19 protein-coding genes and 1 tRNA gene are annotated in these 21,405 nt (G+C 71.8%); 15 read left to right on the forward strand and 5 right to left on the reverse strand.

Annotated features, from left to right (window positions below):
• The first annotated feature begins 170 nt into the window (after positions 1-170).
• Positions 171-1,112 (forward strand): 4-(cytidine 5'-diphospho)-2-C-methyl-D-erythritol kinase, encoded by a 942-nt coding sequence (locus tag ACFO4E_RS08735; RefSeq protein ID WP_378572697.1) that lies wholly within the window; start codon positions 171-173, stop codon positions 1,110-1,112.
• Between the two features lie 24 nt (positions 1,113-1,136).
• Here ACFO4E_RS08735 and soxR read toward each other — a convergent pair whose 3' ends face one another.
• Positions 1,137-1,598: a redox-sensitive transcriptional activator SoxR gene (gene soxR, locus ACFO4E_RS08740; RefSeq protein WP_378572699.1), complete on the reverse strand. Its 462-nt coding sequence runs from the start codon at positions 1,596-1,598 to the stop codon at positions 1,137-1,139.
• A 74-nt stretch (positions 1,599-1,672) separates the two neighbouring features.
• Between soxR and ACFO4E_RS08745 the strand changes: the two genes are divergently transcribed.
• The 3 genes from ACFO4E_RS08745 (at position 1,673) to ACFO4E_RS08755 (ending at position 5,261) form a co-directional block, all read left to right on the forward strand.
• Positions 1,673-2,365 (forward strand): transketolase, encoded by a 693-nt coding sequence (locus ACFO4E_RS08745; protein ID WP_378572701.1) that lies wholly within the window; start codon positions 1,673-1,675, stop codon positions 2,363-2,365.
• Positions 2,366-2,415: 50 nt separating this feature from the next.
• Positions 2,416-3,315 carry a transketolase family protein gene (locus ACFO4E_RS08750; RefSeq protein ID WP_378573062.1) on the forward strand — a complete coding sequence of 300 codons (900 nt, stop codon included), beginning with the start codon at positions 2,416-2,418 and terminating at the stop codon, positions 3,313-3,315.
• A gap of 140 nt (positions 3,316-3,455) precedes the next feature.
• On the forward strand, positions 3,456-5,261 hold the full coding sequence (locus ACFO4E_RS08755; RefSeq protein ID WP_378572703.1) for an ABC-F family ATP-binding cassette domain-containing protein: 1,806 nt from the start codon (positions 3,456-3,458) through the stop codon (positions 5,259-5,261).
• Positions 5,262-5,301: 40 nt separating this feature from the next.
• On the opposite strand, the gene ACFO4E_RS08760 is transcribed toward ACFO4E_RS08755, so the two are convergent.
• The 4 genes from ACFO4E_RS08760 to ACFO4E_RS08775 form a co-directional block, all read right to left on the reverse strand.
• Positions 5,302-6,165 (reverse strand): hypothetical protein, encoded by an 864-nt coding sequence (locus tag ACFO4E_RS08760; RefSeq protein ID WP_378572705.1) that lies wholly within the window; start codon positions 6,163-6,165, stop codon positions 5,302-5,304.
• A gap of 82 nt (positions 6,166-6,247) precedes the next feature.
• Entirely contained in the window at positions 6,248-6,742 is a 495-nt protein-coding gene (locus ACFO4E_RS08765; RefSeq protein ID WP_378572707.1) for a MarR family winged helix-turn-helix transcriptional regulator, read from the reverse strand.
• A gap of 109 nt (positions 6,743-6,851) precedes the next feature.
• Complete coding sequence (locus ACFO4E_RS08770) at positions 6,852-7,514, reverse strand: TetR/AcrR family transcriptional regulator (RefSeq protein WP_378572709.1); 663 nt, start codon at positions 7,512-7,514, stop codon at positions 6,852-6,854.
• 62 nt (positions 7,515-7,576) lie between these two features.
• A complete protein-coding gene (locus ACFO4E_RS08775; protein WP_378572711.1) occupies positions 7,577-8,536 on the reverse strand; it encodes an acyl-CoA desaturase in 960 nt (319 codons plus the stop codon).
• A gap of 336 nt (positions 8,537-8,872) precedes the next feature.
• Between ACFO4E_RS08775 and ACFO4E_RS08780 the strand changes: the two genes are divergently transcribed.
• From ACFO4E_RS08780 to ACFO4E_RS08830, 11 genes are all read left to right on the forward strand, one after another.
• Positions 8,873-8,944: transfer RNA gene (locus tag ACFO4E_RS08780), tRNA-Gln, on the forward strand.
• 366 nt (positions 8,945-9,310) lie between these two features.
• Positions 9,311-10,771 (forward strand): bifunctional UDP-N-acetylglucosamine diphosphorylase/glucosamine-1-phosphate N-acetyltransferase GlmU, encoded by a 1,461-nt coding sequence (gene glmU / locus ACFO4E_RS08785; RefSeq protein WP_378572713.1) that lies wholly within the window; start codon positions 9,311-9,313, stop codon positions 10,769-10,771.
• A gap of 23 nt (positions 10,772-10,794) precedes the next feature.
• Entirely contained in the window at positions 10,795-11,766 is a 972-nt protein-coding gene (locus tag ACFO4E_RS08790; RefSeq protein WP_378573064.1) for a ribose-phosphate diphosphokinase, read from the forward strand.
• A gap of 285 nt (positions 11,767-12,051) precedes the next feature.
• On the forward strand, positions 12,052-12,687 hold the full coding sequence (locus ACFO4E_RS08795) for a 50S ribosomal protein L25/general stress protein Ctc (protein WP_378572715.1): 636 nt from the start codon (positions 12,052-12,054) through the stop codon (positions 12,685-12,687).
• Between the two features lie 33 nt (positions 12,688-12,720).
• Positions 12,721-13,407, forward strand: a complete 687-nt coding sequence (pth, locus tag ACFO4E_RS08800) for an aminoacyl-tRNA hydrolase (RefSeq protein WP_378572717.1) — start codon at positions 12,721-12,723, stop codon at positions 13,405-13,407.
• Between the two features lie 460 nt (positions 13,408-13,867).
• Entirely contained in the window at positions 13,868-15,346 is a 1,479-nt protein-coding gene (locus ACFO4E_RS08805; RefSeq protein WP_378572719.1) for a sugar transferase, read from the forward strand.
• Between the two features lie 5 nt (positions 15,347-15,351).
• Positions 15,352-16,143, forward strand: coding sequence for a 3'(2'),5'-bisphosphate nucleotidase CysQ (locus tag ACFO4E_RS08810; RefSeq protein ID WP_378572721.1), 792 nt, complete (start codon positions 15,352-15,354; stop codon positions 16,141-16,143).
• A 61-nt stretch (positions 16,144-16,204) separates the two neighbouring features.
• Positions 16,205-17,137: a sulfate adenylyltransferase subunit CysD gene (gene cysD / locus ACFO4E_RS08815; protein WP_378572723.1), complete on the forward strand. Its 933-nt coding sequence runs from the start codon at positions 16,205-16,207 to the stop codon at positions 17,135-17,137.
• 44 nt (positions 17,138-17,181) lie between these two features.
• Positions 17,182-18,450 (forward strand): sulfate adenylyltransferase subunit CysN, encoded by a 1,269-nt coding sequence (cysN, locus tag ACFO4E_RS08820; protein ID WP_378572725.1) that lies wholly within the window; start codon positions 17,182-17,184, stop codon positions 18,448-18,450.
• A gap of 191 nt (positions 18,451-18,641) precedes the next feature.
• Positions 18,642-19,583: a sulfotransferase gene (locus ACFO4E_RS08825; protein WP_378572727.1), complete on the forward strand. Its 942-nt coding sequence runs from the start codon at positions 18,642-18,644 to the stop codon at positions 19,581-19,583.
• A gap of 106 nt (positions 19,584-19,689) precedes the next feature.
• Entirely contained in the window at positions 19,690-21,372 is a 1,683-nt protein-coding gene (locus tag ACFO4E_RS08830; RefSeq protein WP_378572729.1) for a glycoside hydrolase family 26 protein, read from the forward strand.
• The last annotated feature ends 33 nt before the right edge of the window (positions 21,373-21,405 follow it).

Consider the following 21,405-nt stretch of genomic DNA (forward strand, 5'->3'; position numbering starts at 1 on the left):
CCACCCGTGCAGGCCACAGTGCCCTGTTCGGGGCGGCCGCGGCGTGCGGCGGGGGGTGTGATCCGTTGCGGAACGCCCACCATCATGGGTGAAACGTGTGGACCGCACAAGCGTCCCATTGCGGGGATGTGGGCTCACGTGGGTGGGGGTTCCTTTACGATCTAGGACTCGTGACCGCTACTACCGCCATAACCGTACGGGTACCCGCGAAGGTGAACCTTCAGCTGGCGGTGGGGCCTGCGCGCGAAGATGGATACCACGATCTGGTCAATGTGTTCCACGCTGTTGCGCTGTTCGACGAGGTTACCGTTCGTGAGCCGCGCCCGCGCGCAGAGCTCCCCCTCGTCGGGCTGAGCGTCTCGGGGGATCTCGGACCGCATCTCGCCCGCGTCCCGCTCGACGCCACCAACCTGGCGGCGCGCGCCGCGCGTCTCGTGGCACGTGAGACGGCGTCCGCCACCCCGGTCGAACTGCACCTGCACAAGCGGATCCCCGTCGCCGGGGGGATGGCGGGCGGCAGCGCCGACGCCGCCGGCGCGCTTGTGGCATGCAACACATTCTGGTCCGCGGGCCTCTCCGACGGCGATCTCCTGGCGCTCGCCGCCGAACTGGGCAGCGACGTCGCCTTCCCCCTCGTGGGCGGGACCGCCGTGGGGACCGGCCGCGGGGAGGTGCTCACCCCCGCCGACAGCCCCGGGCGCTACCACTGGGTCTTCGCCCTGGCCGAGGGCGGGCTGTCCACGCCGGACGTGTTCGGCGAATACGACCGGCTGCGCCCCGGGGCCCCGGAGCCGGCCGGCGATCCGGAGCTGATGGCGGCGCTGGCCGCGGGCGACGCCGCGCGCCTGGGCGCGGCGCTCTCCAACGACCTGGAACGCGCCGCGCTGTCCCTGCGCCCCGACCTGGCCGGCGTCCTGGCGGCCGGCCGCGCCGCCGGCGCGCTGGGGGCCATCGTCTCGGGATCGGGGCCCACCTGCGCGTTCCTCGCCGCGTCGGCAGCGGAGGCCGCAGAGATCGCCGCCGCCCTCGACGCCTCGGGGCGGTGCGCGGCCACCGTCACCACCCAGGGGCACGCCGACGGCGCGCGGGTCGTGGACCCCGCGGAGGACTGACCCGGGCCCCGCGCCCCGGTCCGCTCACACCCCGCCCTCGCGCGCGGGCTTGAGCAGCGGAGCGCCGGGCCCCTGCGCGGCCAAGACGTCGTCCTGGTTCTGCAGCGTGCACGACTTCAACGACAGGCAGCCGCACCCGATGCACTCCGCGAGCCGGTCGCGCAGCCGCTGGAGCGCGTCGATGCGGGTGTCCAGTTCGGTCTGCCACTGCTCCGACAGCCGGGCCCAGTCGGCCACCGTGGGCGTGCGGCCGTCGGGCAGCGTGCGCAGCGCCCCGTGGATCTGCCCGAGGGTCAGCCCCACCCGCTGGGCGGCGGAGATGAACGCCAGCCGGCGCAGCGTGTTGCGGTGGTAGCGGCGCTGGTTGCCCGAGGTGCGTTCGGCCGCGATCAGCCCGCGGTCCTCGTAGAAGCGCAGGGTCGTCGGCGGAACGCCACTGCGCTCGGCGAGCTGACCGATGCTCAGGCGGATCGGCAAGTGGGACACGTCACATCCTCCGGGGCGTCCGGGCGGGATCGGGCGGTTGACCTCTAGTTAACTCGAAGTCCGAGACTGGGCGCATGTCCACGACGACGCTCACCCGTTACGCAGACCTGCCGGCGCTCATCGGGCTCATGACCGGCGACGAGAAGCACCAGGCCGCGGCCGAGTCGACGCTCGACGCGCTGTGGGTGCTCTACGACCGCGTCCTCGACATCACCCCCGAGACCGCCGACCACCCCGACCGCGACCGCTTCCTGCTGTCCAAAGGACACGGCCCGGCCGCCTACTACGCCGTCCTCGCCGCCAAGGGGTTCATCGACGTCCGCACGCTCCGCCGCTGGGCGGAGTTCGACTCCCCCCTGGGCCACCACCCCGACCGGGTCCTCGTCCCCGGAGCCGAGATCGGCAGCGGCTCCCTCGGGCACGGGCTCGGCCTCGCGGTCGGCACGCACCTGGGCCTGCGCGCCCAGGGCCGCACCACACCGCGCGTGTTCGTACTGGTCGGCGACGCCGAACTCGACGAAGGCAGCAACCACGAGGCCATCGCCGTCGCCGGCCGCCTGGGCCTCGACGGCCTCACCACCATCGTCATCGACAACCGGTCGGCCACCCACGGCTGGCCCGGCGGCATCACCGAGCGGTTCGCCCGCGAAGGCTGGGCCGCGCGCTCCGTCAGCGGACGCGACCACACCGCGCTGTACGAGGCGCTGACCCTGCCGCACCACGGCCGCCCCCTCGCCGTCGTCGCCCGCGTGAACCCGAAGGGATGAAGGCCATGACCATCGCAGCACCGGAGCAGCAGCACGTCGTCGACCAGCCGATGCGCGACACCTTCGCGGCGACCACCGTCGCCGCGCTCGACACCGACCCCCGCCTGGCCGTCGTGCTCGCCGACATCTCGGCCGACCGGTTCGCCGAGGCCGCGGCCCGCCACCCCGGCCGGGTCGTCAACGTCGGCATCCGCGAGCAGCTGCTCATCGGCGTCGCCGGCGGGCTGGCGCTCACGGGCATGCGCCCGATCGCGCACACCTTCGCGCCCTTCCTCATCGAACGCCCCTTCGAGCAGGTGAAGCTCGACCTCGGACACCAGGACGCGGGCGCCGTCCTGGTCAGCAGCGGCGCCTCCTACGACGGCGCCGGCTACGGGCGCACCCACATGGCGCCCGGCGACGTCGCCCTCCTCGACACCCTCCCCGGCTGGACTGTGCACGTCCCCGGCCACGCCACCGAGGCGGCGCGCCTGCTGGAGACCGCCTTCCGCGGCGACGACCGGGTCTACGTGCGGCTGACCGAGCGGGGCAACGCGGCGGCGCGGCCCGTCGGCCAGGGCCTGGTGGCGGTCCGCGCCGGATCGGCGCGCTCCAGCGGCGTCGTGGTGGCGGTCGGGCCGATGCTGGACCGGGTGCTCGCCGCCACCGAGGGACTGGACGTGACGGTGGCCTACGCCGCCACCGTCCGGCCCTTCGACCGCGCCGGGCTCAACCGGCTGGTCGCGGCGGCGGGGCAGGCCGACGTCCTCATGGTCGAGCCCTACCTGGAGGGCACCTCGGCGCACGAGGTCGGCGCGGCGCTCGCCGACCGCCGCCACCGCCAGCGGTCCCTCGGGGTGGGCCGGGCGGACGAGCTGCGCGCCTACGGCGACGCCGCCGACCACGACCGCGCGCACGGACTGGACACGGCGGGCATCGCGGCGGCGGCCCGGGAGTTCTTCCTGGTCTGACGGTCCCGGGCGCGTCCGGAGCGCCCCCGCGGCCGGGGCGCGGCAGGGGGCGCCGCGGGGACGGGGCCGCGCCACCTGCCGGGTCCCTCGGGGCGCGGTTGGTCCGCTCCGTCCTCCGGGGCGGCGACAATGGACTCAAGATGAATCTGATCAACCTTCAGGACGTGTGCCTCGCCTACGGCCCCCTGGTCCTGCTCGACGGCGTCTCGCTCGGCGTGGAGGAGGGCGACCGCATCGGGGTGGTGGGCCGCAACGGCGGCGGCAAGTCCACCCTCGTCTCCGTGATCGCCGCCCTCACCGAACCCGACTCCGGCCGGGTGATCCACGGCCGCGGCCTGCGTGTGGGCTTCCTGCACCAGCGCGACACCTTCCCCGAGGACACCGTGGGCGACTTCGTCCTCGGCGAGCGCGCCGAGCACGAGTGGGCCGGCGACGCCCGCGTCCGCGACGTCCTGCGCGGGCTGCTCAGCGGGTGGACCCTGGACACCCCGATGGACGCCCTGTCCGGCGGGGAGCGCCGCCGCGCCACCCTCGCCCGGCTGCTCATCGAGACCCACGACGTCATCGTCCTGGACGAGCCGACCAACCACCTCGACATCGAGGCCATCGCCTGGCTCGCCGAGCACGTGCGCGGGCGCCGCGAGGCGCTGGTGGTCGTCACCCACGACCGGTGGTTCCTGGACGCGGTGACCACGCACACGTGGGAGGTCGTCGACGGCCGGGTGGAGCGCTACGAGGGCGGTTACGCCGCCTACGTGCTGGCCAAGGCCGAGCGGCAGCGGCTGGCCGCCGCCGCCGAGGAGCGCCGCCAGAACCTGATGCGCAAGGAGCTCGCCTGGCTGCGGCGCGGCCCGCCCGCGCGGACGTCCAAGCCGAAGTTCCGCATAGAGGCGGCCAACTCGCTCATCGCCGACGAGCCCCCGGTGCGCGACACCGTCGAGCTGGTGCGGTTCGCCAGCTCGCGCCTCGGCAAGACCGTGATCGACGTCAAGGACCTGGTGCTCACGGCGGGCGGCCAGGTGCTCGTCGACGGCGTCACCTGGCAGCTCGGCCCGGGCGACCGGATCGGCCTGGTCGGTGTCAACGGCTCGGGCAAGACCACGCTGCTGCGTGCCCTCTCCGGCGAGCGCGAGCCCGACGGCGGGTCGGTCCGCCGCGGCAAGACGGTCAACCTCGCGCACCTGTCGCAGAACCTGGACGAGCTGGCCGCCGACCGGCGCCCCCTGGAGGCCGTGGAGGAGGTCCGCAAGTACGTCACCATCGGGCGCAAGGAGTACTCCGCCAGCCAGATGCTGGAGCGCTTCGGGTTCCGCGGCGAGCGGCAGTGGACCCCGATCGGCGACCTGTCGGGCGGTGAGCGGCGCCGCCTCCAGCTGCTGCGGCTGCTGATGGACGAGCCGAACGTCCTCCTGCTCGACGAGCCCACCAACGACCTCGACATCGAGACGCTGACCGAGCTGGAGGACCTGCTCGACGGCTGGCCGGGGTCGCTGGTGCTGGTGAGCCACGACCGGTACTTCCTGGAGCGCATCACCGACCGCGTGCTGGCGCTCATGGGCGACACGTCGCTGGTGTTCCTGCCGGGCGGTATCGACGAGTACCTGGCCAGGAGGGCCGAGGCCGCCGACACCGGCACCGTGCCCGTGAAGGGCGAGTCGGCGGAGCGGGCCGAAGCCGCGGCCGGAGCGGGGACCCCGCAGACGGCGGCGGCCGCGCCGGCCGTGTCGGCGGCGGAGCGCCGCGCGGCCCAGAAGGAGATGCAGCGCACGGAGCGCCGCATGGACCGCATCGGCGCGCGCGAGACCGAACTCCACACCCTGATGGCCGAGGCCGCCGACGACTACACCCGCCTCGCCGACCTGGACGCGGAACTGAAGACCCTCCAGGCCGAGAAGGCGGACCTGGAAGAGGCCTGGCTGGCGGCCGCGGAGCAACTGGGGGAGTGACACATCCTGTGGGGCCGGGCGACGCTCCGGACCCACAGGGTCAGCTTTCGAGGTCGAGGTCCAGGTCGTCAAGGCTTCCGGCGATGACGGCTTGCCGGAGCCAAAGGCCGAGAAGGTAGGTGTCCTTGCAGTCCATGATGCGGGCGCGCGCCGGTTCGGGGACCTCGATACCGCGCTCGGTGAGGACGGCTACGATGCTTTTGGCCTCGCCCAACGCCTCGCCGTCGGAATGGCCGGCGCCGTAGTACTTCTTGGCGAAGTCGGACTGATAGGTGTAGGTCCCGGTCGCCATCAGTTCCTCCAGGTACTTCCGAGCGGCCTCTGGCAGCGCCGCGTGAACGAAATCAGTGTAGTTCTGTTGGAGCTCTGGGGGGATCTTCCGCAGCGAGTTGAAGAAGACCTCGACCACACGCTGGTCGGAGCTGTGTGCCATGGCGGACAGCGCCGCCAGTTCCGGTGCTTCGTCGGCTTCCGCTTGAGTGAGGACAGGCATGTTCCGCGGGCTGACGACCAACGGAGTGAAGACGAAGCCCGGATGGCCCATGGGGATGGGAGTCCGGCACCAGTCCGCGGTGGCATCATCGGGGCACACGGTCAGCAGCGCGACGGGGCTGCGCTTTCTTGCGCGCAGGGTGGTCTGATAAACAGGCCAGCTCCAGCGCTTGTTCGGATCCCGGCCGCGTTGGACCTCGACGACCACGGACATCACCTCGTCATCCTTGACAAGGGTGACGACCGCGTCTGCGCGGTACTCGGTGGGAGTGGTGTCGGTCAGGTCGGCAGAGTCCAGACGCGCTTCGCTGAACTCGGGCACGAGGGCTCCGGCCTCGTTCAGCAGCAGCGGGGCAAGGGTCGGCCTGTTGTGGAACAGCTGAATGAGCCATTCATGCTCTTGAGAAGGCATGAGTGGAAGCTATCGGGGAAATGAATCCACGATGGCGGATCCAAGGTCTTTCGTGGGAATCCCCCGTCGACGGGTATTTAGGTCAATCCCATTCATCCAATGGGGACAATATTGACCGCAGGAGTCGGGCCAGAACACGCCTGTCTTCGGGTGAAACGCCCGAAAGGAGGGATTCCTCGTACGTCAGGAGATCCGCCAGTGCCGCGTCGACGCGTTCCCTGCCCCCGTTGGACAGGCGCACAAGGACGCCGCGCTTGTCGGCGGGGTCGGGGTGGCGGCGGACGAGGCCGGCGGCCGCCAGGCGGTCGATGCGGTTGGTCATGGTGCCCGATGTGACCAGGGTGGCGCGGAGCAGGCGTCCGGGGCTCAGCTCGTAGGGCGGGCCCGACCGGCGGAGTTCGGCCAGGACGTCGAACTCCCAGGGCTCCAGGTCGTGGTCGGTGAACACCGTGCGGCGGGCGCGGTCGAGGTGGCGGGCCAGCCGGGAGACCCGGCTGAGGACCTGGAGTGGCTCGACGTCGAGGTCCGGGCGCTCGGTACGCCACGCCTCGACCAGACCGTCAACCTCGTCGCGCATACCGGCAGTTTATCTCTTGATATCAAGATAGCCGCGCCGTGCCCAGAGGGCCGGCGCTCTCGCCCCGCCGTGCCCATCGGGACGGGCTCTCCCGTCCCGATGGTAGCGGTCACTCGCCCCGGCGCCTGCGCGGCGGGGCGCTGTCGAGCCGCGGCCGTGACTCCAGGTTGGACAGGCCGTTCCAGGCCAGGTTCACCAGGTGCGCGGCGACGACGTCGCGCTTGGGCTTGCGGACCTCCAGCCACCACTGGCCGGTCAGCGCCACCATCCCTACCAGCGACTGCGCGTAGAGCGGGGCGAGCTTGGGGTCATAGCCCCGCTCCCGGAACTCCTCGGCGAGGATGTGCTCGACCTGGGTCGCGATGTCGCTGATCAGGCTGGCGAAGCTGCCCGTTCCGGACGCCGCGTGGGAGTCGCGCGCCAGGATGCGGAACCCCTGGCTGCTCTCCTCCACGTACTGGAGGAGGGCCGACGCCGCGTTCTCGATCTTGCCGCGGGCGTGGTCGGCGGTCAGGGACTCGCCGACCATGCCCAGCAGCTTCTGCATCTCCCGGTCCACGACGACGGCGTAGATGCCCTCTTTGCCGCCGAAATGCTCGTAGACGACGGGCTTGGAGACACCGGCGCGAGCCGCGATCTCCTCGACGGAGGCGGCATCGAAGCCGCGCTCGGCGAAGAGCTCCCGACCGATGTCGAGAAGCTGCTCCCGGCGCTCCTTGCCGGTCATGCGCTTCCTACGCGACCGGCTCTTCTGCTCGCTTCCGGCTCCCATGACGGCCACTCACCCTAGTAGCTCGAACGGCGCTGTCTCGTAGCTTCCCGCGGAACCCGGCCTCAGGCGCTGACGCGCTTGGCCTCGAGGCGCTCGGCGTTGGGCCAGCGGACCTTGGTCGCCCACCCCAGCTTCTCGAACGTCCAGATGACGCGCGCGGAGATATCGATCTGGCCCTTGAGCACACCGTGGCGTGCGCAGGTGGGGTCGGCGTGGTGCAGGTTGTGCCAGGACTCCCCGAAGGAGGGGATGGCGAGCCACCACACGTTGCGCGACCGGTCGCGGACCTCGAAGTTCTCCTCGCCGATGGTGTGGCAGATCGAGTTGATGGACCACGTGACGTGGTGCAGCAGCGCGACGCGGACCAGCCCGGCCCAGAAGAACGCGGTGAGGGCGCCCCACCAGGACATCGTGACGAGACCGCCGATGAGCGCGGGGCCGCCCAGGCTGACGACCACCAGCGGGACGAACAGCTTGTCGACCAGGCGGATGTCCTTGTCCTTGAGCAGGTCGGGGGCGAACCGCTTGGGCGAGGTCCTCTCCTCGTCGAGGTAGAGCCAGGCCATGTGGGCGTAGTAGAGGCCCTTGGCGACCGAGCGCCAGTCGTCGCCGAAGCGCCAGGGCGAGTGGGGGTCGCCTTCGGCGTCGGCGTACTTGTGGTGGCGGCGGTGGTCGGCGACCCACTTGATGACGCTGCCCTGGATGGCCAGGCTCCCGGCGACGCCGAGCGCGATGCGCAGCCCGCGGTTGGCCTTGAAGGAGCCGTGGGTGAAGTGCCGGTGGTAGCCGACCGTGATGCCCAGGCCGCTGATGAGGTAGAAGACGACACCGATGGCGACGTCGGTCATGGTCAGGCCCCAGCCCCAGGCGACCGGCACGGCCGCGGCCAGCGCCAGGAGGGGGATGAAGACGAACGCGAAGACGGTGTAGCGCTCCGCCTTGCCCCGGCCCTCGGGATCCAGCTCGGGTTCGGGAGTGCGCTTGCTCGCGTCGTCGAGCCCGGTCTCGGGTACTGCGGTCATATCCCCACCTAGTTCATGACGGCCGTGCGACAGGAGGGGTGTGGACGCGCGGGGTCCCGCTTCCGCCACCCGACCGCCCGGCGGTCGCCGTAACTGCTACCTACGTAACCGTAACCTACGCTCTCGTAGGTTTGGCAAGTGCCGGGGCGTATCCGTTCCGGAGCCGGGGCGCCGGTGCCGGACCGCGGCGCTCGGACGGGCGGCGACGCGCCCGTCCGGCGGGCGCGGCGGCAATCGAGGTGACCAATCACGCCGGACGGGCTATCGTTGCCACCGACGGAACGAGGACCCGTGAGGCCGCGCCGAAGGCGCGCTCGACCTCCGGCCACCGTCCCATCCCGGGTGATGTAATCGGCAGCATCGCTGACTTTGACTCAGTTCGTCCAGGTTCGAGCCCTGGCCCGGGAGCTCCACTCCCACCGCCCCGCACGCTCCGGCACGCCCGCCCGAGCGCCCGCTGTGTCCTTCCCCACGGCCCGCGGCGGCCCCCTCAGCCCGCCGCGCCGTGCCGCGGCAGCCCGTCCGGCGCCCGGTTTCCCCGCGCTTTCCCCGATATCCACGGCGACCCCCGCCACGTGCACGACCGCGCCGTCCGTCCGGGATGGGCACATGTATCCTTCCCATGTCGGCGCCGGGAGGCGGCGACCGCGCGTCCACTCGGCGCCCTGCGCCGCGCCGCACACGGTGCCGTTCCGCGCCCCGCAGCGCGCCGACGCGAGCACACAACCTTCTTTGCGTACAGTCATCCGCCAGCGACATGAGGAGTCTCCGCCCGTGAGCGTGAGCCGCCCGGCTGCCGTCATCGTCCTCGCAGCGGGCGAGGGCACCCGAATGAAGTCCAGGCGTCCGAAGGTCCTGCACGAGATCTGCGGCCGCAGCATGCTGGGCCACGTCCTCGCCGCCGCGTCCGAATCGGACCCCGAACGCACCGTCGTCGTGGTCGGGCACGGCCGCGACCAGGTGACACAGCACCTCAAGGACGCCGCTCCCGGCGTCACCACGGCCCTCCAAGACCGGCAGAACGGCACCGGCCACGCCGTGCGCATGGCGGTCGAGGAACTGCGGTCCCAGGGCGTCACCCTGTCGGGGACCGTCGTCCTGACCTACGGCGACACCCCGCTGCTGCGCGGCGAGACGCTGGCCGGGCTGATCGACGCCCACGAGTCCGCCGGCAACGCCGTCACGGTGCTGTCGGCCCGGGTGCCCGATCCCGCCGGGTACGGCAGGGTCGTCCGCGACGCCGCCGGCGCGTTCACCGAGATCGTCGAGCACGCCGACGCCACCCCGGACCAGCTGGCGGTCGACGAGATCAACTCCGGCATGTACGCCTTCGACGGCGCCCTGCTCGCCGACGTCGTCAACCGGCTGTCCACCGACAACGCCAAGGGCGAGGAGTACATCACCGACGCCGTGGCGATCCTGCGCGGCGACGGCCACCGCGTCGACGCCGCGCTCGCCCGCGACTGGGTCGAGATCCAGGGCGTCAACGACCGCGTGCAGCTCGCCGAGGCCCGCCGCCTGCTCAACGACCGGCTCCTCACCGCGCACATGCGCGAGGGTGTCACCGTGGTCGACCCGGCCACCACCTGGGTCGACGCCGGCGTGCGGATCGGGCGCGACGCCGTCATCGAGCCGCAGACCCAGCTCCAGGGCGGCACCGCCATCGGCGAGGGCGCCCATGTGGGCCCCGGCGCGCTGCTGCGCGACACCGTGGTGGGCGACGACGCCGTCGTGCGCCACGTGGTCGCCACGGAGGCCGAGATCGGCCCCGGCACCACGGTCGGCCCCTACGCCTACCTGCGTCCCGGCGCGGTGCTAGGGGAGCGGGTCAAGATCGGCACCTTCGTCGAGGTGAAGAACTCCACCATCGGCGAGGCCACCAAGGTTCCCCACCTGACCTATGTCGGCGACGCCGACATCGGTGTCGGGGTCAACATCGGCGCGTCGTCGGTGTTCGTCAACTACGACGGTGTCACCAAGAGCCGTACCACCATCGGAGACCACGCCCGTACCGGCAGCGACAACATGTTCGTCGCGCCCGTGAACGTCGGCGACGGCGCCTACACCGGTGCCGGAACCGTGGTCCGCGAAGACGTCCCACCCGGTGCGCTGGCGGTCCCAGCGGTGAGCCAGCGCAACATCGACGGATGGGTCGAGCGTAAGCGCCCCGGAACCCCGGCGGCCGAGGCCGCCGAGCGGGCCTCCCGGGGCGGACAGCGCCGGCAAGGCGAATGACAGTGTCTGTGGGGGATCTGAAAGTGACCGGCATGAAGGCCGCGGGTCAGAAGAAGCTCATGCTCTTCTCCGGGCGTACCCACCCGGAGCTGGCCAAGGAAGTGGCCGAGCAGCTCGGGATCGAGGTGGCGCCGACGAGGTTCCAGGACTTCGCCAACGGAGAGATCTTCGTGCGCTACCTGGAGTCCGTCCGCGGATGCGACGCGTTCGTGCTGCAATGCCACGCCAGCCCGATCAACGAGTCCGTCATGGAGCAGCTCATCATGGTCGACGCGCTGAAGCGGGCCTCCGCCAAGCGCATCACCGTGCTGACCCCGTTCCTGGCCTACGCCCGCCAGGACAAGAAGCACCGGGGCCGCGAGCCCATCTCCGCGCGGCTCATGACCGACCTCTTCCACACCGCCGGGGCCAACCGCCTCATGGCGATCGACCTGCACACCGACCAGATCCAGGGGTTCTTCGACGGACCGGTGGACCACCTGTTCGCGCTGCCGCTGCTGGCCGACTACGTGCGCTCCCGGGTCGCCGGCGAGCAGTTCACGGTGGTCTCCCCCGACGCCGGGCGCGTCCGGACCGCCGACCGGTGGGCCGACCGCCTCGGGGCGCCGCTGGCGATCATCCACAAGAGGCGCGACCCCGACGTCGCCAACGAGGTCAAGGTGCACGAGGTCGTCGGCGACGTCGAGGGCCGCACATGCGTCCTGGTCGACGACATGATCGACACCGCCGGCACGATCGTGAAGGCCGCCGACGCCCTGTTCGACCAGGGGGCCGACAAGGTGATCGCCGCGGCCACGCACGGGGTGCTCTCCGGGCCGGCGGCCGAGCGGCTGCAGAACTCCCGGATCTCCGAAGTCGTCATCACCAACTCCCTCCCCATCCCCGCGGAGCGCGACTTCGACAAGCTCACGCAGCTGTCCATCGCCCCCCTGCTGGCCCGCGCCATCAGCGAGGTCTTCAGCGACGGCTCGGTCACCAGCCTCTTCGAGCACTGACCCCCGCACGGGGCGGGGGAGCGGCCGGCGCCGCCTTCCCCGTCCCGTGCGCATGTCATGAGTCGTCGGTGAAGCCAGTAGACTTGATCGGGTGTCCCCGTGTCCGCGGGATCGCGTGCCGGCGTCGCCTCCCCCCGAGGCGGTGGGCACGGCCCGGGCCCGGCGCGGTCGTGTATTCCCCGCCTGCGCGGGTGTTTCCGCACCGTTGCTTTTCCCGTCCATGCGGGAGCGTTTCGTAGAAGTCGTGTTCCCCGTCCTGCGGGGATGATCCCGAGGAGTTTTGTCGTGTCCGAGGTACGCATCGCTGCCGAGCCGCGCACGGAATTCGGCAAGGGCGCCGCACGTCGCGCCCGCCGCGCGGGTAAGGTGCCGGCCGTCCTCTACGGCCACGGCACCGAGCCTCGCCACATCACCCTTCCGGGCCATGACCTCATGCTGGCCCTGAAGACCCCCAACGTGCTCCTGCGTGTCGACGGCATCGGCGGCGCCGACAACCTCGCGCTGCCCAAGAGCGTCCAGCGCGACGCCATCAAGGGCTTCCTTGAGCACGTCGACCTGCTCGTGGTGAAGAAGGGCGAGAAGGTCACCGTGGAGATCCCGGTGAACCTCGTCGGCGACGTCGCCTCGGGCGGCGTCCTCAACCAGGAGCTGATCCAGGTCGAGGTCGAGGCCGAGGCCACCCACATCCCCGAGGGTGTGGAGTTCAGCATCGAGGGCCTGGAGATCGGCGGCCAGGTCACCGCCGGCGAACTGAAGCTCCCGGCGGGCGCCTCCCTGACGACCGACCCCGAGGCCACCGTCCTCACCGTCGCCGCCCCGCGCGTCGAGGCCGAGGAAGAGACCACCGAGGCCGCTGAAGGCGAAGAGGAAGAGGCCGGCGCCGAGGCCGCCGCCGAAACCCCCGCCGAGGAAGCAGAGTAACCGGTCGCTGATACGAACGGATCCGGTGCACTGATGCGTGGTCTCCTGAAGCGCTGGCTGGGGGGCCGCGCATCCGTGTTTCCGGGCGGTTCCGGCGCGGAGCCGGAGCCCGCTGACGACGGGAGCGAGGACGTGGCCGCCGAGGGCGCGCAGCGATGGCTCGTGGTGGGCCTGGGCAACCCCGGGCCGGGCTATGCCGGCAACCGACACAACATCGGTTTCATGGTGGTCGAGGCGCTGGCCGCGCGCCGCGGCGAGCGCTGGAAGGCGCACAAGACCCGGGCCGAGATCGCCGAGGCGCGGTTCGACGGCGTCCCCGTCGTGCTGGCCAAGCCGCGCACCTACATGAACCTGTCGGGCGGGCCGGTGGCCGGGCTGGCCGGGTTCTACAAGGTGCCGCCGGAGCGCATCGTGGTGATCCACGACGAACTGGACATCCCCTACGGCGCGCTGCGGCTCAAGCGCGGCGGCGGGGCCGGCGGCCACAACGGCCTGCGGTCGATCACCCAGTCGCTCTCGGTCCCCGATTACCTGCGCGTGCGCGTGGGCATCGGGCGCCCGCCGGGCCGGATGGACGCCGCGGCGTTCGTGCTCAAGGACTTCTCCTCGGTCGAGCGCAAGGAACTGGACCTCAACATCGAGCGCGCCGCCGACGCCGTCGAGACCGTCCTCGCCGACGGCCTGGACCGGGCGCAGAACATCTACCACACAGCGCAGTAGCGCGCAGCGCTTCCCGCTCAGCCTGCGGGGCGCTTCAAGGCGCCGCCTTCCCTCGTCGCGGTGTACTCCCTCGTTCCTCGGTCGCACACCGCTCCTCAGTCCAGACGACGCCGCGCCCTCACAGGCACGCTCGGTGTTTCCCGCTCAGCCTGCGGGGCGCTTCAAGGCGCCGCCTTCCCCGCCTCGCTCGGTTCCGTGCCCGATTCGATGGGGTTCACAGGGGTGCGTCCCCCGAACCCGCTGCAATGTCGGGCTTTTTCTCGCTACGGGCCGTGACGTCACGCGACGAAACCGATCCTTTTGGTTACTGTGACGTCGTCAGTTCGCATTCCGCGTTCCATGACCCCTTTGGCCGAGGCCGTGCTGTGCCGTGCCCTTGTGCCGTCATGCCCGGGTTCCGGGCGGCGGCGCCCCGAGGTGGTCCCCGAAGGCGGGGCCGGGCGCCGATGGGTGGGGGTTCATGGCCGTCTTGGGCAGGGCCGGGGCCGGGAGCGAGGCCGTTCCCGGGGCCCGGAACGGCGTCGGCGGTGCGCCGGAGTGGGTGCGGGCCTATGGCCGGACCCTGATCGGGATCGACGCCGGCGCCGCCGCCGCGGCGGGCCCGCTCGCCCTGGAGGCGCGGTTCCACGGAGCGGCCTCCACCGACATCCTTCCCTACCTGGCGCTCTCCGCCGCGCTGCCCGCGCTGTGGGTCCTGTTCATCGCGGTGGCCGGCGGCTACGGGCGCCGGTTCATCGGCGTGGGCACCGAGGAGTTCCGCCGGGTGGCGGCCGCGGGCGTGGTCCTGATGGCCGTGGTCACCGTCTCCGCCTACGCCACCAAGACCGACGTCGCGCGCGGCTACGTGCTCGTCGCGCTGCCCGCGATGGCCGTCCTCAGCCTGGCCCTGCGCTACGCCTGGCGTAAACGGCTGCACCGGCGCCGCGGCCTGGGGGAGTGCATGAGCGGGGTGGTCGTGGTCGGCCACCGCGAGAGCGCGCGCGACCTGATCCGCCAGTTCCGGGGGGAGCCGTACCACGGGATGCGGGTGATCGGGGTGTGCCTGCCGCCGCACCAGTGGAGCACCGCCGGAGAGCGCGTGGACGGGTGCCCGGTGCTGGGCGATTTCGCGGGGGCGGCCGAGGCCGCCGCGCTGGCGGGGGCCGACACGGTCGCGGTGCTGTCCTGTCCGGAGATGGACGGGGTGGAGCTGCGCCGGCTGGCCTGGCGGCTGGAGAAGAGCGGAACGGACCTCACCGTGGCGCCGGCGCTGCTGGACGTGGCGGGCCCGCGGACCACGATCCGGGCGGTGGCGGGGCTGCCGCTGCTGCACGTGGAGCACCCGGAGCTCGCCGGTCTGCGCCGGGTGGTGAAGGGGCTCGTCGACCGGACGGCGGCGGGAACGGCACTGCTGGTCCTCGCGCCGCTGTTCCTGGTGCTGACGCTGCTGATCCGCGGCGGCGACGGCGGCCCGGCGCTCTTCCGCCAGACCCGGGTGGGAAAGGACGGAACAGAGTTCGAGCTGTACAAATTCCGTACCATGGTGGTCGGGGCGGAGGCGCTGAAGCCGGCGCTGCGCCCCGCGGACGACCACCGCGGTGGTGTGCTGTTCAAGATGCGCGACGACCCCCGGATCACCCCGGCCGGGGGATGGCTGCGCCGGTACTCTCTTGACGAGCTTCCGCAGCTCATCAATGTGCTCCGGGGTGAGATGTCGTTGGTGGGCCCCCGGCCGCCGCTGCCCGACGAGGTCGCGCGCTACGGCCGCGACGTCCGGCGGCGGCTGGTGGTGAAACCGGGTATGACAGGGCTGTGGCAGGTCAGCGGGCGCTCCGACCTCTCGTGGGAGGAGTCCGTCCGCCTGGACCTGAGGTACGTGGAAAACTGGTCGCTGACCTTGGATGTCCAGATCCTGTGGAAGACATGGTCAGCGGTGATCCGTGGAGCGGGAGCATACTGAGGCCGGTGAGCAGTATCCGAAACGATCATGAAGTGGCGCGCGATCTCGCGACCGAGGCGGGCCAGCAGCTGCTCCGCCTCCGGGCGCGCCACGGGTTCGACGAGCCCGAGGTGTTGCGCACACTGGGGGACCGGACGTCGCACGAGTTCCTGTTCTCCGCGCTGGGGCGGCTCCGCCCCAGCGACGCCGTCCTCTCCGAGGAGGGCATCGACGACAAGGCGCGGCTGGGCGCGCGGCGCGTGTGGATCATCGACCCGCTCGACGGCACGCGCGAGTTCGCCGAGGCCGGCCGGACCGACTGGGCCGTGCACGTCGCCCTGTGGGAGAACGGCGACCTCGTCGCCGGCGCGGTGGCGCTGCCCGCCCAGGGCAGCACCCTCTCGACCGTCGACCCCCCGTGGCTGCCCGACGAGCGCCCCGCCGACCAGCGCCTGCGCATCACCGCCAGCCGCACCCGGCCGCCGGACTTCGTGCAGCGCCTGGCCACCCAGCTGGGCGCCGAGATCGTCCCCATGGGCTCGGCGGGCGCCAAGATCTGCGCCGTGCTGCTCGGCATCGCCGACATCTACGTGCACGCGGGCGGGCAGTACGAGTGGGACAACGCCGCTCCGGTCGCGGTCGCGCGCGCCGCCGGCCTGCACGTCTCCCGCATCGACGGCGGTATCCCGACCTATAACGGAGTCGATCCGTCACTGCCCGATATCCTTGTATGCCGACCGGAATTGTCGGGTACGTTGTTGGCGAGCATCCGTGATGTCACGGATCGGGATGGCACGGGCCCACACGTGGGCGGCTGACCGCCGGGCGCGGCGGGGCGGCCGCGCGGCGCGCTGCGGCCCATGATCGTGAGGCGGGTTCATGAGTCAGGCCGGACGTACGGCCTTCGGGCGGTACCAGCTATCGCAGCTGGACCATCTGGAGGCCGAAGCGATCTTCATCATGCGCGAGGTGGCCGCCGAATTCGAACGGCCGGTGCTGCTCTTCTCGGGCGGCAAGGACTCCATCGTCATGCTGCGCCTCGCCGAGAAGGCGTTCTGGCCGGGGCACATCCCGTTCCCGGTCATGCACGTCGACACCGGGCACAACTTCCCCGAGGTCATGGACTTCCGCGACCGCCGCGTGGCCGAGGCCGGCGTCGAGCTGATCGTCGCCTCCGTGCAGGAGCAGATCGACGCCGGCAAGGTCACCGAGCCCACCGGCCGGTGGGCCAGCCGCAACCGCCTCCAGACCGCCGCCCTGCTGGAGGCCATCGAGGAGCACCGGTTCGACGCCGCCTTCGGCGGGGCCCGCCGCGACGAGGAGAAGGCGCGCGCCAAGGAGCGCGTGTTCTCCTTCCGCGATGAGTTCGGCCAGTGGGACCCCAAGGCGCAGCGCCCCGAGCTGTGGAACGTCTTCAACACCCGCACGAACATGGGCGAGCACATCCGGGTGTTCCCGATCTCCAACTGGACCGAGCTGGACGTCTGGGGCTACATCGCGCGCGAGGGGCTGGAACTCCCCTCGATCTACCACGCCCACCGGCGCCGGGTCTTCGAGCGCGACGGCATCCTGCTCTCGGACAGCGACTTCATCACCCGCGCCGACGACGAGCCGCTGTTCGACGCCTCCGTCCGCTACCGCACGGTCGGCGACATGACCTGCACCGGTGCCGTGCGCTCCGCGGCCGTGGAGCTGGACGAGATCATGGCCGAGATCGCGGCCACGCGGATCACCGAGCGGGGCGAGACCCGCGCCGACGACCGCACCAGCGAGGCCGCCATGGAGGACCGCAAGCGTGAAGGCTACTTCTGATCCTGCGGCGGGTGGACGACCCCTGACACTTTGGAACGCGTGACATGAGTACTGACATTCTGCGGTTCGCCACGGCCGGATCCGTCGACGACGGCAAGAGCACCCTGATCGGCCGCCTGCTCTTCGACTCCAAATCCATCTTCGAGGACCAGCTCGACGCCGTCGAGCGCACCAGCCGCGGGCGCGGCGAGGAGCAGACCAACCTCGCGCTGCTCACCGACGGCCTGCGCGCCGAGCGCGAGCAGGGCATCACCATCGACGTGGCCTACCGCTACTTCGCGACGCCGCGCCGGACCTTCATCATCGCCGACACGCCCGGCCACATCCAGTACACGCGCAACATGGTCACCGGCGCCTCGACGTCGGACCTGGCCATCATCCTGGTCGACGCGCGCAAGGGGCTCCAGGAGCAGAGCCGCCGGCACGCGTTCCTGACCACGCTCCTCCAGGTGCCGCACCTGGTGCTCGCCGTGAACAAGATGGACCTCGTCGACTACTCCCAGGAGCGGTTCGAGGAGATCCAGCGGGAGTTCAGCGCCTTCGCCACCAAGCTCGACGTCACCGACCTCACGTTCATCCCGATCTCGGCGCTGCACGGGGACAACGTGGTCGACCGGTCGCTGAACATGCCCTGGTACGAGGGGCCGTCGCTGCTGCACCACCTGGAGAACGTGCACATCGCCTCCGACCGCAACCTCATCGACGTCCGGTTCCCGGTGCAGTACGTGGTGCGCCCGCACCGCGCCGACGACCCCGAGCTGCACGACTACCGCGGCTACGCGGGCCAGGTGGCCGGCGGCGTCCTCAAGCCGGGCGACGAGGTCATGCACCTGCCGTCCGGGCTGACCACGCGGATCGCGCGCATCGTCACCGCCGACGGAGAGGTCGGCGAGGCGTTCCCGCCCATGTCGGTCACGCTGCTGCTGGAGGACGACATCGACATCTCGCGGGGCGACATGATCTGCCGGCCCAACAACCGGCCGGCCGCCTCGCAGGACATCGACGCGATGGTCTGCTGGATGTCGGAGAGCCGGCGGCTGACACCCCGCTCCAAGCTGCTCCTCAAGCACACGACCCGCACGGCCAAGGTGCTGGTGCGCGACCTGAAGTACCGGATCGACGTCAACACGCTGCACCGCGACGAGGACGCCCCGGACCTGTCGCTGAACGAGATCGGCCGGGTATCCCTGCGGTCCACGCAGCCGCTGTTCGCCGACGAGTACCGGCGCAACCGGCTCACCGGGGGCTTCATCCTCATCGACGAGGGCACCAACGCCACCGTCGGCGCGGGGATGATCGTCAACGCCGACTGAGCGCCGGCTGAGGGCGGCTGAGCGCCGGCTGAGGGCCGGTGGGCGCGGCCGGTGTGCCGCCGCGCGCCGCCCCGGGAACCGGGGCGGCGCGCGGGCGCTGCGGGGGCGTTGCCGGGGACGGCCGCGGCGCGCGTCCCATTCGGACGCGCAGAGCGGGGATTTCATCACCGTCTGTATTACGGTGATTGGTCGTGGAGGACTTTCGGCTGCTCTTCGTCGGCGGCATCGGCCGGTCCGGTTCGACCCTCATCGAGCGCCTGCTCGGGGAACTGCCGGGGGTGTGCTCGGTCGGCGAGGTCGTGCACATGTGGCGGCGCGCGCTGGTCGACGACGAACCCTGCGGCTGCGGGGTGCCCTTCCGGGCGTGCGGGTTCTGGGGCGAGGTCGGTGAGGCGGCGTTCGGCGGCTGGGACCGGCTCGACCCCCACGCGGTCCTCGCGCTGAAGGACGGCGTCGACCGCACGCGGTTCGTCCCGCCGTTGCTCGGCCCGCGGCCCCCGGCGGCCCTCGCCGACCGCCTCGACCGCTACACCGGGCTCTACGACCGCCTCTACACCGCCATCGCGCGTGTCAGCGGGTGCCGGGTGGTGGTCGACGCCAGCAAGCACGCGTCGCTGGCGGTGTGCCTGCGGCACCGCTACGGTCCGCGCCTGCGCCTGCTGCACGTGGTGCGCGACCCCCGGGCGGTCGCCTACGCGTGGGGCAAGCGGGTGCCGCGGCCCGATGCCACGGCCACCAGCCCCGAGCAGGAGATGGCGCGCTACTCGCCGGCGCGCGCGGCGGTGCAGTGGACCGCGCAGAACGCGGTGCTGGCGGCGCTGCACCGCACCGGCACCGACACGTGCCGGGTCCGCTACGAGGACTTCGCGGCCGACCCGGAGGCGGCGTTCCGCGGCATCGCCCGGTTCGCGGGGGTCGAGGGGGTCGCGGACGACAGGGGGCGGGGACCGATCGGCCCCGGCGGTGCGGTGCACCTGTCGCCCACCCACACGGTCTCGGGCAACCCCATGCGCTTCGCGACCGGGCCGGTGCGGGTCCGCCCCGATACGGCCTGGCAGGCGGGGCTGGCGCGCGGGGACCGGGCGGTGGTATCGGCGATCACTCTGCCGACCCGGTGGCGTTTCGGGTACTGACAACCCTCCCGCGGGGGGCGGTCACGGACGACCGGGCGGCAATGCGACGCGCCGAGACATCGTCACTTAGAGTAACTGAATAGATTCATCTGGTAGCTAATGGGGCATGGGTGAACAGTATCGGGCCAGACACGGCGCACCATCCCAGGCCACCGGCGGGGCGACGTCCCGGCGCGCCGGGCGGCGGACCATGCGGCGCCGGGTGCTGAGGGCGGGCGGGGTGCTCATGGCGCTGGCGGTGGCCGCTGCCGCCGTACCGGCGATCCGCGAGGCGATCGGCGCGGAGACGGCGGCGCTGACCCGGCCGTTCTCCCCGTCGCCGGCTGCCTCGCCCCCCGCCGGACTCCAGGGGACCACGTCGCCCGAGTCCGCCGCCCCGTCGGTCGGCCCGGGCGATCCGGACCCCGCCGCGGCCTCCGGCCCGCCGGGAGAACCCGGTCGTCCGGGATCGACGGCCCCGGCCGACGGCTTAGAGCAGGACCGGCCCCAGACCGATACCCCCGCCGCTCCCGCCTCCGGTGAACCCTCGCCGGCCCCGTCCGCGACCGCGACCGCGACCGCGACCGCGACCGCGACCGCGACCGCGGCAGCGGAGGCGGAAGAGGCCGAGTCCTCCGGCCTGCCCGACGTGCCCGACTGGGTGTGGGACTGGTTCCCGGGCGTGGAGTCGGAGCAGGAGCAGGAGCAGGAAGAGGCGGAGGAGCCGGAGCCGGCTCCCTCGCCGACCGGCGCGCAGGACCCATCGCCCGACCCCTCCGCACAGCCGTCCCCCGCCGGCCCGGGATCGGACCCAGAAGGGGACGACTGCGAGGTCAGCCGCATCCTGGAGCCCTCGTGCGGTGTCTGGTGGGGGGCGAGTCCGTGGCAGAACGACCCCGCCCCGCTGGAGGAGGCGGCCGGACGGCCCATGGACATCGTCTACACCTGGCACGGTGTCGACCAGACCGATGTCCCCAACCGGCGGGAACGCAGGCTCGCGGCCGAGGGCCGCTTCATCCACGTCAACATCGAGGCCCGCGCGTTCGAGCGCAGCGGCCGCCCGGCCCTGGAGTACAGCGACATCATCGCCGGTGACTACGACGACGCGCTCACCGCGCAGGCCCGGGGGATCGCCGAGCTGGGCTCCCCGATGTTCGTGACCTTCGACCACGAAGCCGATGCCCAGAAGCGCTACAACCGTCGCGGCACCCCGGACGAGTTCGTCGGGGCCTGGCGGCACATCGTGGACCTGTACCGGCGCAACGGTGCGGGCAACGCCGTCTTCGTGTGGAACGTGACCGGCTGGCCGGGGAACCTGGACCGGCTTCCGGGGCTGTGGCCGGGCAACGACCACGTCGACTGGATCTCGTGGGAGGCGTACAACATGACCGGGTGCGAGCTCCAGCCCACCTGGGACCACGTGGTCTCGTTCGAGGAGGCCATGGCCCCCGCGTACGAATGGATCCAGAACGAAGGACCGAAGCACGGCATCGACCCGGCCAAGCCGGTGATGATCGGCGAGATGGGCACCGTGCCCATCGCCGACGACCCGCAGGCGACCGCGCAGTGGTACGCCGACATCCCGGAGGCGGTGCGCAAATACGAGCGCGTACGCGCCGTCAAGCTATGGGACGGCACGACCGCCCCGAGCTGCGACTTCAGGGTGCTGGAGAACGAACACGCCCGCCGAGGCTTCGTCACGGCGGGCCGCGACCCCTACGTCAACATCCCGGACCAGGCCCGCGAAGCGATCGCCGACGCGGTAAAGCGCGCCCACCGCGCCCGCACCCGGGCCGAGGGGCAGGACTGACACGGGGACGCCGATGGCCGCGGCTTGAAGCCG

This window comes from Nocardiopsis mangrovi (assembly GCF_042653925.1).
GTDB lineage: Bacteria > Actinomycetota > Actinomycetes > Streptosporangiales > Streptosporangiaceae > Nocardiopsis_B > Nocardiopsis_B mangrovi.